The sequence below is a fragment of the Paenibacillus sp. FSL P2-0121 genome, from assembly GCF_037975345.1.
Lineage (GTDB): Bacteria > Bacillota > Bacilli > Paenibacillales > Paenibacillaceae > Paenibacillus_AQ > Paenibacillus_AQ odorifer.
In genome coordinates this window covers 4,279,601-4,294,822 of the sequence record NZ_CP150245.1, presented here as the reverse complement: position 1 = coordinate 4,294,822, position 15,222 = coordinate 4,279,601, and the positions used below count along the sequence as shown (strand labels likewise).

The 15,222-nt window shown below is 44.3% G+C and carries 13 protein-coding genes; all 13 read left to right on the top strand.

What is annotated here, in order from left to right:
- The first annotated feature begins 44 nt into the window (after positions 1-44).
- The 13 genes from MKY54_RS18960 (at position 45) to MKY54_RS18900 (ending at position 15,097) form a co-directional block, all read left to right on the top strand.
- Positions 45-359: a hypothetical protein gene (locus MKY54_RS18960; RefSeq protein ID WP_076127826.1), complete on the top strand. Its 315-nt coding sequence runs from the start codon at positions 45-47 to the stop codon at positions 357-359.
- A 49-nt stretch (positions 360-408) separates the two neighbouring features.
- Positions 409-987, top strand: coding sequence for a hypothetical protein (locus MKY54_RS18955; protein WP_076127828.1), 579 nt, complete (start codon positions 409-411; stop codon positions 985-987).
- A complete protein-coding gene (locus MKY54_RS18950; protein ID WP_076307724.1) occupies positions 984-1,640 on the top strand; it encodes an endolytic transglycosylase MltG in 657 nt (218 codons plus the stop codon). Before MKY54_RS18955 ends, MKY54_RS18950 begins: the two co-directional genes overlap by 4 nt.
- Positions 1,641-1,801: 161 nt before the next feature.
- The gene (gene rpsB, locus MKY54_RS18945) at positions 1,802-2,503 is read left to right on the top strand and encodes a 30S ribosomal protein S2 (RefSeq protein WP_036688493.1); all 702 of its coding nucleotides are present in this window, start codon (positions 1,802-1,804) and stop codon (positions 2,501-2,503) included.
- A gap of 132 nt (positions 2,504-2,635) precedes the next feature.
- Positions 2,636-3,286, top strand: coding sequence for a translation elongation factor Ts (gene tsf / locus MKY54_RS18940; RefSeq protein ID WP_036688492.1), 651 nt, complete (start codon positions 2,636-2,638; stop codon positions 3,284-3,286).
- Positions 3,287-3,388: 102 nt separating this feature from the next.
- On the top strand, positions 3,389-4,117 hold the full coding sequence (pyrH, locus tag MKY54_RS18935; RefSeq protein WP_036688491.1) for a UMP kinase: 729 nt from the start codon (positions 3,389-3,391) through the stop codon (positions 4,115-4,117).
- Positions 4,117-4,671 (top strand): ribosome recycling factor, encoded by a 555-nt coding sequence (gene frr / locus MKY54_RS18930; protein WP_076127832.1) that lies wholly within the window; start codon positions 4,117-4,119, stop codon positions 4,669-4,671. The genes pyrH and frr overlap by 1 nt, the downstream gene beginning before the upstream one ends.
- 78 nt (positions 4,672-4,749) lie before the next feature.
- Positions 4,750-5,517: an isoprenyl transferase gene (locus tag MKY54_RS18925; protein WP_076127834.1), complete on the top strand. Its 768-nt coding sequence runs from the start codon at positions 4,750-4,752 to the stop codon at positions 5,515-5,517.
- A 20-nt stretch (positions 5,518-5,537) separates the two neighbouring features.
- The gene (locus MKY54_RS18920; RefSeq protein ID WP_076127836.1) at positions 5,538-6,341 is read left to right on the top strand and encodes a phosphatidate cytidylyltransferase; all 804 of its coding nucleotides are present in this window, start codon (positions 5,538-5,540) and stop codon (positions 6,339-6,341) included.
- A 23-nt stretch (positions 6,342-6,364) separates the two neighbouring features.
- Positions 6,365-7,504 (top strand): 1-deoxy-D-xylulose-5-phosphate reductoisomerase, encoded by a 1,140-nt coding sequence (locus tag MKY54_RS18915; protein WP_076307726.1) that lies wholly within the window; start codon positions 6,365-6,367, stop codon positions 7,502-7,504.
- A gap of 247 nt (positions 7,505-7,751) precedes the next feature.
- Positions 7,752-9,026, top strand: coding sequence for an RIP metalloprotease RseP (gene rseP / locus MKY54_RS18910; RefSeq protein WP_076127839.1), 1,275 nt, complete (start codon positions 7,752-7,754; stop codon positions 9,024-9,026).
- A gap of 25 nt (positions 9,027-9,051) precedes the next feature.
- The gene (gene proS, locus MKY54_RS18905; RefSeq protein WP_036688477.1) at positions 9,052-10,500 is read left to right on the top strand and encodes a proline--tRNA ligase; all 1,449 of its coding nucleotides are present in this window, start codon (positions 9,052-9,054) and stop codon (positions 10,498-10,500) included.
- A gap of 268 nt (positions 10,501-10,768) precedes the next feature.
- Positions 10,769-15,097, top strand: a complete 4,329-nt coding sequence (locus MKY54_RS18900) for a PolC-type DNA polymerase III (protein WP_339187551.1) — start codon at positions 10,769-10,771, stop codon at positions 15,095-15,097.
- Positions 15,098-15,222 lie beyond the last annotated feature (125 nt).

Below are 15,222 nucleotides of genomic sequence, written 5' to 3'. Positions count from 1 at the left end.
GGCAGCATTTGCGGCCGGCCATTACTTGTGAGAGAAGGGTTAAGATGAGCCTAAAACCGGTGGAACTGCAAATTGCTTTGCCTCGCACCACGGAGGCGGGCAAGCTTCAGAATGAATCTCAGCAACGTCCTGCTATCGACCAACATCAATTGGCTGGGCAAAATGTAAAACAAAGTCAGGAATTGGCCATGCGGAGCACTGAAGTGGATGAGTCTTCTGAATCAGCTTTACGGGATGGCGGTGGAAAAGGCAATCAGCATTCAGGTGGCAATTCTTCGTCAGATAAACATTCGAACCCGCCTGCAACCCGTGATGCTGAGCATCCTTACAAAGGCCAACGCATTGATCTAAGTCTTTAATAAGAATCTACATGAATCTACATCTGATATGTAAAAGGAGATAAGGCACTTGCAACCATGGGTTTATATTGTGCTAGTAGGTGTCGCCGCTATTCTTTATGCCCTTTTACTTCCCGCACGTGTAAAGGAAGGAAAAGCTAATCAGCAAAGCCTCAAAGATACAGAGGCTGCGCTTGAGCTATATATGGCAGACATAGAGCGCGAGAATGAGGAACTGGTACAATTAGTTAGTAGTATTAAACAACAATCGCAAACTAATCATAATGTACTGCAGGGACAGGTTAATGAATTACAGAGTCAAGTGGTAGAGTTGCAGAACAGCTCTTTAAAGCTAGAAGCACGAGTGGCCGAGGAAGAAAAGAGTTTGAAAGAACTTGCAGTGTCGGTTGAACAAGGTTCGAAGGTTAAAGTTGGTGTAAACGAAGATCCGTCTCTCCCAGCAGAGATGAGTTCAGTGTCGCCAGATGTGAAAGCGAAACCTATTAGTTCGATAAAATTACGTTACCCAAGATTGTTTGAACTGCATGAGCAGGGCAAATCGATAGATTCCATTGCCAAGACAGCTGGACTTCAGCGAGGGGAAGTGCAACTGATTCTGCAACTTGCCAAACAGGAGGAATCGGTATGATTAAGAACCGTTCATTCTTGTTCGGGCTAGGCACAGGACTAATTACTGGCGCTTTATTACTTCAATTAATGATCTCCGGTGGAGCGGCTCCACTTACCAAAGAACAAGTTCTACAGGGTGCGGAGAAACTGAATATGAAAGTCATCGATGAAGCTGCAGTACCTTCCTCAGGGGAAACTGAGAATGATAATAAAGAGGAAGTCACAGAGACCGGGGGGCCGACAGCAGAAAGCAAGGAGAACGTCAGCCCCTCTGCGCCGGCTGCTGCAGCCTCCCCCACGCCGGCAGTGTCACCTACAACGCCTGAGAGCTCTGATAAAGCCATTGCCCCGAACAAGCCATCTACGCCTACTGACGGGAAGGTTGAGCAACCAAAGGTCACTCCAAAGGCCAGTGCCGCTCCAACCGCTGTAGCTCCTGTAACGCCTAAAGTCACAGCAAATGCTAGTGTTTCTGTTCGAATTCCATCTGGCAGCACATTGACCGCAACAACAGATATTTTAGCGAAGGCTGGTGTCATTAAAGATAAGTCTACTTTTCTAGAGGCTGCAAACAAACGTAAGATTAATACCAAAATTCAATCCGGTTCTTATAGCTTTAATAAGGGAGAAAGTATTGACTCGATAATAGAGAAATTAATAACTTTAAAGTGATCGTTGCATACACTGAGATAATATGGTATAGTAATTGACGGTGTTAAAACACACGCCGGTTGATTTCGACAAGGGGTGCTTTCTTCTGAAGAAAGTCTTGCTGAAAGATGACGCATGGCGGAGGAGACACACAATAAACCAAACTTAGGAGGTGTGTGAAGATGGCAGTAATCTCCATGAAACAGCTTCTAGAAGCTGGGGTACACTTCGGTCACCAGACTCGTCGTTGGAACCCAAAGATGGATCGTTATATCTTCACTGAAAGAAACGGAATTTACATTATTGACTTGCAAAAAACAGTCAAAAAGGTAGAGGAAGCTTACAACTTTGTAAAAAGCGTCGCTGGTGACAACGGCACAATCCTATTCGTAGGAACAAAGAAACAAGCTCAAGATTCCGTAAAAGAAGAAGCAGAACGTTCCGGTATGTTCTTCATTAACCAACGTTGGTTGGGCGGAACTCTTACCAACTTCCAAACTATCCAAAAGCGTATTGATCGCTTGAAGAAATTGGAATCTTGGGAAGAAGACGGTACTTTTGAAGTACTACCTAAGAAAGAAGTTATCCTTCTTCGCAAAGAGAAAGATCGTCTTGAAAAATTCTTGGGCGGTATCAAGAACATGAAAGGTCTTCCAAGCGCGCTGTTCATCATTGACCCGCGTAAAGAGCGTATTGCAGTTGCAGAAGCTCGCAAATTGGGTATTCCAATCGTAGCTATCGTTGATACTAACTGTGATCCAGACGAAATCGACTACGTAATTCCAGGTAACGACGACGCTATCCGCGCTGTTAAATTGTTGACTGGTAAAATGGCAGACGCTGTTGTTGAAGCTCACCAAGGCGAAGACACAACTACTGCTTAAGTAGCGACTAACACATACAAGAACTTAAATGAAAAGGGTGGTTGGCAGGTGGATAACCTCTCACTGCCCTTTTTTTAGGATAAAGGCCTTGAATAATGTAAGAAAACGACAATTACCTGGAGGGAATAAACAATGGCAGTTGATGCAAAAGCAGTAAAAGAACTTCGTGAAAGAACAGGCGCTGGTATGCTTGATTGTAAAAAAGCGCTTGAAGAAGCTAATAACGATATCACTAAAGCAGCAGAATTGCTTCGTGAAAAAGGTCTGTCTGCAGCAGCGAACAAAGCAGGACGTATTGCTACTGAAGGCGTTGTAGAATCTTACATCCACGCTGGCGGCCGTATTGGTGTACTTGTAGAAATCAACTGCGAAACTGACTTTGTTGGTAAAACAGATTCCTTCAAGGAATTTGCTCGCGATATCGCTATGCAAATCGCTGCAGCAAACCCACGTTATGTTCGTCGTGAAGAAGTTCCACAAGAAGATGTTGAGAAAGAAAAAGAAATCCTGAAAGCTCAAGCTTTGAACGAAGGTAAGCCTGAGAAAATCATTGAAAAAATGGTTGAAGGACGTATTGGTAAATATTACGAAGAATATTGCTTGCTTGAGCAAACTTTCGTTAAAGACCCTGACAAAACAATCTCCCAATTGTTGAATGAAAAAATCAGCACCATCGGAGAAAACATCTCGATCCGTCGTTTTGCTCGTTTTGAACTTGGCGAAGGTTTGGAAAAGAAAGTGGATAACTTTGTTGAAGAAGTTATGGCACAAGTTAATCAATAATAGTTTCATCATAAATGTGAAGAATTGAATAAAGGCAAGCATCAGAAGAGCGGAACACGTACACGTAGTGTTCCGTCTTTTGCAGAAAGTGAGGGTATACATTTGGAACAGCCGGTATTTAAGAGAGTAGTCCTTAAGGTAAGTGGAGAGTCTTTGGCAGGACAAAACGGATATGGTATTGATGCCGACATGATTATTTCCATCGCTGAACAGATCAAGGAAGTTGTAGAACTTGGCGTTCAGGTTGCGATTGTTTGTGGCGGGGGGAACATTTGGCGCGGGATCGCGGGCAGCGCAAGCGGCATAGATCGCGCTACTGCAGATTATATGGGCATGCTGGCAACAGTAATGAACTCACTTGCACTGCAGGATGCATTGGAGCAAATCGATGTGCCAACAAGAGTACAGACTTCGATCTCGATGCAGCAAATTGCTGAACCATACATTCGTCGTCGTGCGATTCGCCACTTGGAGAAGGGTCGTGTTGTTATTTTTGCAGCAGGCACAGGTAACCCATTCTTCTCAACAGATACTACTGCAGCGCTTAGAGCGGCAGAGATCGAAGCAGAAGTTATTCTGATGGCGAAAAATAAGGTTGATGGAGTATATTCTGCTGATCCGTTCAAAGATAGTACCGCTGAGAAATTCGAACAGCTTACTTATATGGATGTTCTGAACAAAAACCTCGGTGTTATGGATTCAACAGCTTCATCTTTATGCATGGATAACAATATACCGCTCATTGTATTTGCCATTACAGAACAAGGCAATATCAAACGTGTCGTTCTCGGTGAGAAGATCGGAACGATTGTTAAAGGGAGTGTAGATTAATGCCACAATCGGTCAAAAAAAATGCTGAAGAGCGTATGGAAAAAGCGATTTCATCGCTGAAACGTGACTTGGCGACATTACGTGCAGGACGTGCAACAACATCGCTTCTCGATCGTATTCAAGTTGAATATTACGGGGCACCTACTCCAATTAATCAGCTGGCCAACATTAGTACTCCGGATTCCCGGACACTGTTGATTCAGCCGTGGGACAAAACATCGATGTCTGATATTGAACGGGCGATCATGAAATCCGATATCGGATTGACACCTGCCAATGACGGCACCATTATTCGTCTTTCTATCCCTCCGCTGACTGAAGAGCGTCGGACGGACTTGGTTAAGCTGACTAAGAAATTTGGTGAAGAAGCGAAAGTAGCGATCCGCAACATTCGCCGTGATGCCAACGATGATATTAAAAAGATGGAGAAAAACGGTATCTCTGAAGATGAGTCCCGTGGCCATCAGGAAGACATTCAAAAAACAACGGATAAGTTCATAGCCGAAGTTGACAAAGTGCTTGTTTCCAAAGAAAAAGAGATTATGGAAGTTTAATGATATTCAAGAGACTTAAGGCCCCTCCGTTAATGGTGGGGTTTGTCTCTTTCTGATAAGAGCTTGGAGGAAACGGAAATGATCAAACGGATTCAAGCGTGGCTGAGCCGTAAAGACAGGCAACAGTCAGTCGAGATTTCACCGGATAACATTCCCCGGCATGTGGCTGTGATAATGGATGGTAATGGACGCTGGGCTAAACGGCGCGGCTTACCGCGCGTTATGGGTCATCAGAACGGCATGAAGGCTGTCAAACGTGCTACGATCGCTGCAGACGAATTAGGTATTAAATACTTAACGATGTATGCGTTCTCGACAGAAAACTGGATACGCCCGAAAGAAGAAGTCGATTACTTGATGCGTTTGCCTGGGGAGTTTCTGGCGATTGAGCTTGATGAGCTAATCGAGAAGAATGTTCAAGTACGCATGATGGGTGACGCTGACGCTTTACCTTCATATACCCGTAAGGCTATGGAAGAGGCGGTAGCTCGAACAAAAGAGAATACTGGATTGATCTTAAATTTTGCTCTTAACTATGGTGGACGCAATGAAATAGAAGGCTGTATGCGCAGTTTAGGGAAAGATATCCAAGCTGGTATATTGTCGCCAGAAGAAATTACATCAGAGTTGATTAACAACAGACTATTAACTGCTGGTTTACCCGATCCTGATTTGCTGATACGTACAAGCGGAGAAATTCGGCTTAGCAATTTTATGTTATGGCAGGTTGCCTATAGTGAACTGTGGTTTACTGATGTGTACTGGCCTGAGTTCGACAAAGAGCATTTGCATCAGGCCGTTGCTGAATATCAACGACGAACACGCCGTTATGGTGGACTGAAGTAGCTTGTTAGGAGATGGAACCTTTGAAGCAGCGATTGATTACCGGAATTGTTGCCGGAGTATTATTTTTAGGGTTATGTGTACTGGGAAACTGGCCGTATCAGGTTCTGCTTATTGCTATGGCTCTTATAGGTTTTTATGAATTTGTCAAAATGATAGGTATTCCTACGCTTTCCGGTACTACTGTTCTGGGTTACGCAGCTATTCTAAGCTTCATGATCCCATGGAATTTGCTTGGTGTTAATGAGCCGTTGTCCTGGGAGCAAGGGATTTGGATTCTGCTGTTATTGTTCCTTCTGGTCACCGTTTTTACTAAAAATAAATTAGATATTCGAGTAACAGCCTTGCTGTTTACTGGTATTGTATACATTGGAATGGGCTTCTCTTATATGGCCGTGGCTCGTGCATCGGATGACGGACATGGTTTGTTCTGGACTTTTTTGCTCCTGTTCTGCATTTGGGGCAGTGATGCGGGGGCATATTTTGTAGGCAGAAGCTTTGGCAAGAACAAGCTCTGGCCGGCCATCAGTCCTAACAAAACGGTGGAAGGTGCTGTTGGCGGGGTACTGATCTCGATGCTTATTTCTATCGTGTTTGCGCTGCTTGCTCCTGAACACTTGACGATAGGACGAGCATTGCTTATTGGGCTTTCTTGTGCGATATTAGGACAGCTTGGAGATCTTGTGCAGTCAGCTTATAAACGTGCGTATGGCATTAAAGACTCAGGTACACTTTTGCCAGGGCATGGCGGTATTCTTGATCGATGTGACAGCTGGATTATCGTATTTCCATTCGTACATATTGTAATGCTTATGCCTTACTATTAAACGAAGGGAGAGAGAGTATAACTATGAAAAAAATAAGTGTTCTAGGTTCGACGGGTTCGATCGGCACTCAGACTCTAGATGTCATCGCAATGCACCCAGACTCTTTTGAAGTAGATGGCTTGGCGGCCGGAACAAATACAGCATTATTACTGGAGCAAGTTCGTCGTTTTAACCCGCGTAGAGTCTCTGTGGCAACGAAAGAGCTGGCAGATGAGATTAGATCCAGCCTACCTTCTGGTATAGAGCTTTACAGCGGGAATGAAGGGCTTGTTGAAGTGGCGGCTGGCGGCGATGCCGAAATAGTCGTAACGGCTGTTATGGGAAGCGTAGGGCTTCAATCAACACTAGCCGCAATTGAAGCCGGCAAACATATTGGACTCGCCAATAAGGAGACATTAGTAACGGCCGGACATTTGGTCACTAATCTCGCTAATCGTAAGGGAGTTAAGCTGTTGCCGATTGATAGTGAGCATTCAGCTATTTATCAATGTCTCAATGGCGAGAACATCTCAGATATTGCCTACATTACTTTAACAGCATCCGGCGGCTCATTCCGTGACTTTACGCGTGATCAGCTTAAGGATGTGACGGTAGAAGATGCGCTTCGTCATCCGAATTGGAGCATGGGCGCGAAAATAACGATAGATTCTGCTACAATGGTGAACAAGGGCCTAGAGGTTATTGAAGCGCATTGGTTATTCGGTCTTCCGTATGAACAAGTGAATGTGCTGCTGCACCCGGAGAGCATCATTCACTCTTATGTTGAATTCCGTGACAGCAGTATTATTGCCCAGCTTGGCAATCCCGATATGCGTGTCCCGATTCAATATGCACTTACTTATCCAGCTCGTTGGGAATCTCCGGCACAGCGGTTGTCGTTAGCTGAGATAGGACGTTTGACCTTCCGTGAAATGGACTTTGAACGTTACCCTGCACTGAAGCTAGCGATAGATTGTGGAAAAGCTGGTGGAACGGCGACTACAGCTTTTAATGCTGCGAACGAAATAGCTGTTGCTCGATTCTTGAGTCATGAGATCTCGTTCCTGCGTATTGAGGAGATAATCGGAGAAGTGCTAGATCGTCATAATAACGAGCATAATCCGAATCTGGAACAAATTGAATCCTGTGATAGACGTGTTCGAGAACTGGCAGCTACGCTGTAGAACGTAGAAAGATCTCCTTTTCAAAATATAAGAAAGTATAAGTTTCACTTTATACATTATCCTTATATTTCTCGCGTAAACGCGTACCGTCTCCTTAAGGGACACCGATGGCGTTATTGCTTGACTGGAAATACTTACTTTGCCCTAAAAATAGGTTGGGACAGTTGATTCTCTTGTGCCTGATCGGAGAATAATGATAAATTAAGAGGACATACTTCGGTCTTACACCTAAAGGGGGATGATACGTTTGGAAATGGTTCAGGTCGTTTTTTTAACGGTGCTCATGTTTTTTGTACTTGTGACTGTACACGAATGGGGTCACTATTATTTTGCCAAACGCGCCGGTATTCTCGTGAGGGAATTTGCTATCGGTTTCGGTCCGAAACTGTTTTCTTATAAACGGAATGAGACTCAGTTCACTCTTCGCTTACTGCCTTTTGGCGGTTATGCCCGCATGGCTGGTGAAGATCCTGAGATTGTCGAGATAGGTTCTGGACAGACCATTGCGGTAAGGCTCGGACAAGACAATAAAGTTAAAAACATTTATCTGGATGCACTAGACACCCGTAGAAATGTTATCCGTGGTGAGGCGCTGAATACCGATCTCGAGGATAAATTGCAGATTACCTTAGATGTGGACGGAGAAGTTACAACTTATGATGTTCATCCGCAAGCGATGATGATTAAAGGAACGCAACAGACACAAATTGCACCTAAAGATCGTCAATTCGGCAGCAAGACCGTGGGTCAGCGTGCGTTGGCTATTGTTGCGGGTCCTGTGATGAACTTTCTGTTAGCCTTTGTACTCTTCGCCATCCATTTGCAAATGGTCGGTATTCAAGTTGAAAATCCTACTTTTGTTAAGATTGGCGACGTCTCCGAAGGAATGCCTGCGCAAGAAGCAGGACTCCAAAAGGGCGACATCATTGTCTCCATCAATGGTGAGAAGATCGGTGCTGATTACCAAAAAATGATTAGCTTGACCTCGGAGTCCAAAGGGAAAGAAATGAACTGGACGCTGCAGCGGGGAGAGGAAACCCTTAACGTTACGCTAGTTCCTCGTAGTATGGAAGGGCAAGAAGGCGGTAAAATAGGCATCACTCCTGAGCTGCCTACTCGTAAAGCTGGTTTTGGCGAGACGATAACAGGTTCAGGAAAAGCTATGGTCGATACGACAGAAGCTATCTTTTTGGGCTTTAAACAATTGATCAATAAATTCAATATGGATGATATTGGAGGTCCGGTTCGTACGTTTGAAGTAACCGGTCAAATTGCTCAACAAGGTATTCAGTATCTTACATACTGGGCCGCTATTTTGAGTCTATATCTGGGGATATTTAACCTCTTGCCGATTCCGGCACTCGATGGAAGCCGTCTGGCATTCCTAGGTGTAGAGGCACTGCGTGGCAAACCTGTGGATCCGGGTCATGAAGGCATGGTTCACTTTGTAGGTTTTGCACTGCTATTTTTATTAATGATTGCTGTTACGTATAATGATATTTTACGTTTGATCAGCGGCTAATTTTCTTCGGGAGGCATTCCATTACATGGCAAAAGATAAACAATTCGTTACGGAAATCACGCCGCAAAGCGAGGATTTCTCACGCTGGTATATTGATGTTATTAAAAAAGGAGACTTGATGGATTACTCTCCTGTTCGTGGCTGTATTGTATTTAAGCCAGAAGGCTATGAAATATGGGAGCATATTCAGGAGGAAATGAACCGTCGCCTCAAGGAAACTGGGCATCGAAACGCTTATTTTCCAGTGTTCATTCCAGAGAGTTTCTTTCAGAAGGAAAAGGATCACATTGAAGGCTTTAATCCAGAGCTGCCATGGGTAACAGAAGCGGGTGGTGATGTACTTGAGGAACGTCTCGCAGTTCGTCCTACTTCAGAGACCATGTTTGGCCACATGTACTCCAAATGGATTCAATCTTATCGTGACCTTCCTGTACTTATCAATCAATGGGCGAACGTGGTTCGTTGGGAGAAACGTACATTGCCATTTATCCGCACTACTGAGTTTCTTTGGCAAGAAGGGCATACCGCGCATGAGAATGAAGCGGAAGCTCGTGAAGAAACTATGCGGATGCTGGATAACTACCGTGATTTTGTCGAGACCTATCTTGCCATTCCGGTTATTACCGGACAAAAGACACCTTCCGAGCGTTTTGCCGGTGCGGTAGATACGTATTCTATTGAAGCGATGATGAAGGATGGACGCGCTGTTCAGGCTGCTACTTCACATTACCTCGGCACCAAGTTTGCCACAGCTTTTGAGATTCAATATTTAAGCCGTGACAATAATTTGGAGTATGTACACACTACTTCATGGGGCTCAACCACTCGCTTGATTGGCTCCCTGATTATGGTGCATGGAGATGACCGTGGTCTTGTTCTGCCGCCTAAGGTAGCTCCAACGCAAGTTATTATGATTCCTATCGGACCTCCTAAGACCCGCGAAGCTGTGATTGGGCGGACGGACGAGCTGTTCAAGGAATTGAAGAATGCTGGCGTTCGTGTACGTGTGGATGATCGTTCAGATGTTACCCCAGGCTGGAAGTTTAATGAATATGAAATGCGTGGAGTGCCAGTACGTTTGGAGCTTGGACCACGCGATATGGAGAATGGCGTCTGCGTTCTCGTCTCACGTGTCACTGGTGAGAAGAAGGTTATTCAACAGGAAAACCTCGTAGAAGAGGTTCAAACAATGCTTGAACAGGTTCACAATGAAATGTTCGAACGTGCGCTGAAATTCCGTGAGGACCATTTCTATTCTGTAGATTCCTTGGAGGAAATGAAAGCTTCGATGGACGAAAAACGTGGATTTGCTCTAGCGGGATGGTGTGGTTCCGAAGAATGCGAGTCCAAAGTTAAGGAAGAGACAGGTGCGGGTAGCCGCAATATTCCTTTTGATCCAGCGGAGACTAAGCAAGTCTGCATTTGCTGTGGCCAACCAGCCAAGCATACTGTGGTTTTTGCAAAGGCGTATTAATCATTAGGCACCGATCAACAGTCTTGTAGTATTTTAATTTAGCTTCTGGCGAAAGGAGTCGGCGGGCCGTAAGAACCCAATGCTTTTTGAAACCAGAAGCTTTTTAAAATATAAGAATTTATAGGAATTCGCTATAAATTATCCTTATATTTTACGAGAAACAGTTGTCGTCTTTAAAAGGCGACTACATCGTTTCTTCTTATCATATTGTACTTTCACTGTATATCATGGATAGTTTTAACTGGGTTATTAAAGGTGGGAGGAAAGCATGGAACAAAACCAGGAGAGAAGAAAAAGGTTCGAGCTCTTGATGAAGCAGGGTGAAATTCCGCCTGCAATCATGGACCCCTACTTTTTGGACGGGTATATAGAACGTGTTGAGATCAGTCGCGGTAATCGGGACTGGCAAATCATTATTGCGAAAGAAAGTCTGGTTCCAGCACAGGTATATCGGACATTTTGCCTTAGAATGCGTGAGAAGCTACAGCATATAGCTAAAGTAAGCTTTTTGTTCCTATATGATGAGAAGGTTAGTAGAGCGGAGCTTGTCCAGGAATATTGGGGACTGTTTCTGGAGTGGGTGCATCGGGAGATTCCATCGGTGAACGGCTGGCTGACCCGCTCCTCACAGGAGCTTAAAGAGGATACTTTAATGTTAACGATGAGTGATTCCACCTCGATGGAGCTGGCTCGCAAAAAAGGCATCGATGGAGCAATTATTAAATTTTATGAAAAGTATTTCGGTCTCTCCTTAAAAGTTAAATTACTAATGGCGGAGAACGAAAATAATAATGTTGAAGCATTCGAAGAATTTCAGCAAAAGCTTCAGCAAGAACAACGCGAGATCGTTGAGCAGATGATGACTGCTGTGGAAACAGAAGCTCCTGCTGATGATAGCGATCCTAATGAAGTAATTAAGCTTCAAGTGGGGTATGAAATTAAGGAACAGGCCGTGCCGATTCTTGAAATTCAAGATGAAGAGAAGAAAATTACAATTCAGGGTACCATTTTTGGTCTGGATCGTAAGGAGCTTCGCAATGGCAGTACCTTGTTCACTTTCAGTCTGACCGATTTTACGGATTCTCTACAAATGAAGATGTTCGCGAAGACTAAAGATGATCTGAAGGTTATGAGTCAGCTAGCTAATGGCAAATGGGTAAGAGCACGCGGGAAAGTAGAATATGACCGTTTTATGCAGATTCCTGAGCTCGTGATGATCCCTTCAGATTTAACGGAAGTTAAGGCACCGCCTGCGCGTAAAGATACAGCTCCTAAGAAACGGGTGGAATTCCACCTTCACACTACGATGAGTACGATGGATGCGGTCACTCCGATCACTACCTATGTCAAAACAGCTGCCCAGTGGGGTCATCCTGCGATTGCTATTTCTGATCATGGCGGCGTTCAGGCTTTTCCTGATGCAAACCATGCAGCTCATAAGCATAAGATAAAAATGATTTATGGTGTGGAAGCTAATGTTGTGAATGACTCTGTGAATATTGTCGAGAACGCTCAGCCTTTGGACTTGAAGACAGCTACCTATGTAGTGTTTGATATAGAAACCACGGGTTTATCGATTACCCGCAATAATATTACGGAGCTGGCGGCCATTAAAATGTGCGAAGGCAAAGAAGTAGACCGTTATTCTACTTTTGTTAATCCGCATGAGAAAATCCCTTATCATATTCAGCAATTGACCAATATTACGGATGAAATGGTTAAGGATGCTCCTGATCTTGAACCAGTGCTGCGTAAGTTTGTTGAATTTGTGGGTGACAGTATCCTTGTAGCTCATAACGCCAGATTTGATATGGGTTTTATTCAGGCCTCGTTACGTAAAATAGGTGAACCTGTGCTTCCGAATCCATCTCTTGATACGCTTGAGCTCGCGCGGTTACTATATCCAAGCATGAAGAATCACAGGCTGAACACATTAGCCGATAAATATAAAGTTCTTCTGGAAAGCCATCACCGTGCGATTGATGATACCATAGCACTCGGCGGTATATTAACAGGATTGCTCGCAGATGCTGAAAAGATGAAGGGCATGACCCGCCTTGATCGACTAAACGATTATGTGGGTAATGATCTTTCGAACACACGACCGTTCCACTGTAATATTTATGCACTAAATCAAATAGGGAAAAAAAATCTCTATAAGCTCATTTCCATGTCACATACGGAATATTTCAAACGTTTACCTTGTATTCCGAAATCCAAGCTGGAAGAGCATAGAGATGGACTGCTCGTGATTTCCGGTTGTGAACGTGGAGAGTTTTTTGAAGCAGTACTCAACAAAACGACTGAGGAAGCCATGGAGGTTGCTCATTTTTATGATGTGCTGGAGATTCAGCCATTGACCATGTACATGCACTTGGTGGACAAGGGCTTTGTAGCAGGCCCTGATGAGCTTCGCGATGTAGTCCGGAAGGTTTGCGAAATAGGGGAACAGTTGAATAAACCTGTTATCGCAACGGGGAATGTGCATTATCTTGAACCCCGGGACAAGCTGTATCGTGATATTACGATTAATGGGATCACGGGCTTTAGTCCGCTTAAAGACCAACGCAAACCGGATGCACACTTCCGCACAACAGATGAAATGCTGTCTGAATTCGAATTTCTTGGTGCTGAAAAAGCGATGGAAGTCGTTGTCACAAATACAGTTGAGCTGGCGGAGCGTTTTGAAGAACTGGAGCTATTTCCAGATAAGCTATTTACACCAATTATTGACGGGGCGGACGAAGAAATTCGCGAGACCTGCTACAATACTGCCAAATCCATTTACGGTGAAGAGCTGCCTGAGGTAGTTATTGCCCGTTTGGAGAAAGAGCTTGCACCGATTATTAAATACGGGTTCTCTGCCAACTATTTGATTTCTGAACGTCTTGTTAAAAAGTCAAATCAGGATGGGTATCTCGTAGGCTCGCGGGGTTCCGTAGGTTCTTCTGTAGTAGCTACATTTCTTGGGATTTCAGAAGTAAATCCTTTGCCTGCACATTATATTTGCCTAAACCCCGAGTGTCGCCATAATGAATGGTTCCTGGACGGTAGTGTGCGGAGCGGATTCGATTTACCAGATAAAGTCTGCCCGGATTGCGGTCAGAAGCTCAAAGGTGAAGGCCAGGATATTCCGTTCGAGACCTTCCTTGGATTTAAAGGGGATAAAGTCCCCGATATCGACTTGAACTTCTCAGGGGAATATCAGCCGAATGCACATAACTTTACCAAAGAAATGTTTGGTGAGAAAAATGTATTCCGTGCCGGAACGATTGGTACCGTAGCTGAGAAGACAGCCTTCGGATTTGCAAAAAAATACGAAGAACTGCACCAGAAACGTTGGCGTGGAGCTGAAGTTGGCCGTCTGGCGGCTGGCTGTACAGGCGTTAAACGTAGTACGGGACAGCATCCGGGTGGTATAGTCGTTGTTCCAGACTATATGGAGGTAGAAGATATTACGCCAGTACAATTCCCGGCGGATGATGTCAATGCTGAATGGAAGACCACACACTTTGATTATCACGCTTTTGACGCGAATTTGCTGAAGCTTGATATTCTGGGTCATGATGATCCGACGATGATGCGGATGCTTCAGGATTTGACAGGTGTTGATCCAACTTCTATCCCGATGAATGATCCGAAAGTAATGAGCATGTTTAACTCTACAGATGCACTTGGAGTAAGACCTGACGAAATCAGATCACCGGTTGCGACCTATGGTGTGCCCGAAATGGGTACCAAGTTCGTACGTCAAATGCTTATTGAGTCGAAGCCGTCCAGCTTTGCTGACTTACTGCAAATATCAGGTTTGTCTCATGGTACTGGAGTTTGGCTTGGTAACGCTCAAGAGCTTATAAAGAATAACACTTGTAACATTAAGACCGTTATCGGTTGTCGTGATGACATCATGCTCTTCTTAATTTATAAAGCGGGAATGGATGCGAGCTTGGCCTTTAAAATTACCGAGAGTGTTCGTAAAGGTAAAGGTTTGTCTGACGAATGGATCGAGGAAATGAAAAAGTGCAAGGTCCCACAATGGTATATTGATTCTTGTCTAAAGATTCAATACATGTTCCCGAAGGCGCATGCTGCTGCATACGTAATTTCTGCAGTGCGTACCGCCTACTTCAAGCTGTATCATCCTATTGAATATTATGCGACTTATTTCTCTGTACGTGCAGCAGATTTTGATATTGAATTGTGCTGTAAGGGGTATGAAGCCATCAGCCGTCAGATCGTAGAAATTGAGCAAAAAGGATTTCAAGCTTTGCCTAAGGAAAAGGCTATGTTGCCTGTCCTTGAGATGGCTTTGGAGATGACGGCACGTGGGTTTACATTCAAAAACATTGATCTTTACCGCTCAGAAGCGAATAAGTTTATTGTTGATGACAAGAGTTTGATCCCTCCGTTTTCTGCTTTAGCGGGAATTGGTGAGAATGCTGCTATCAACATAGCTGCTGCGAAAGATGCTGGCGAGTTCCTGTCTATTGAAGATTTCCAGCAGAAATCAAAGGCAAGTAAGACGGTTATTGAGCTGCTGACCGGCATGGGCTGCTTCCGCGGCTTACCGGAAAGCAATCAACTTTCCCTATTTTAAAGGCTTTAACAACACTTATTTCATGGCTAGAAAAGAGTGCTCCAAAGGGGGAGTCAAGGGCTAGCACTTGTCAGTCCAGTTTCCCTATGGTATAATTTCTTTGGTAATAATGAGATAAGTCCGTT

Excerpts from the sequence above, each read along its gene's own strand:
- MKY54_RS18960 (WP_076127826.1), top strand. The coding sequence starts at position 45 with ATGAGCCTAAAACCGGTGGAACTGCAAATTGCTTTGCCTCGCACCACG.
- MKY54_RS18950 (WP_076307724.1), top strand. The coding sequence starts at position 984 with ATGATTAAGAACCGTTCATTCTTGTTCGGGCTAGGCACAGGACTAATT.
- rpsB (WP_036688493.1), top strand. The coding sequence starts at position 1,802 with ATGGCAGTAATCTCCATGAAACAGCTTCTAGAAGCTGGGGTACACTTC.
- tsf (WP_036688492.1), top strand. The coding sequence starts at position 2,636 with ATGGCAGTTGATGCAAAAGCAGTAAAAGAACTTCGTGAAAGAACAGGC.
- frr (WP_076127832.1), top strand. The coding sequence starts at position 4,117 with ATGCCACAATCGGTCAAAAAAAATGCTGAAGAGCGTATGGAAAAAGCG.
- MKY54_RS18925 (WP_076127834.1), top strand. The coding sequence starts at position 4,750 with ATGATCAAACGGATTCAAGCGTGGCTGAGCCGTAAAGACAGGCAACAG.
- MKY54_RS18915 (WP_076307726.1), top strand. The coding sequence starts at position 6,365 with ATGAAAAAAATAAGTGTTCTAGGTTCGACGGGTTCGATCGGCACTCAG.
- proS (WP_036688477.1), top strand. The coding sequence starts at position 9,052 with ATGGCAAAAGATAAACAATTCGTTACGGAAATCACGCCGCAAAGCGAG.
- MKY54_RS18900 (WP_339187551.1), top strand. The coding sequence starts at position 10,769 with ATGGAACAAAACCAGGAGAGAAGAAAAAGGTTCGAGCTCTTGATGAAG.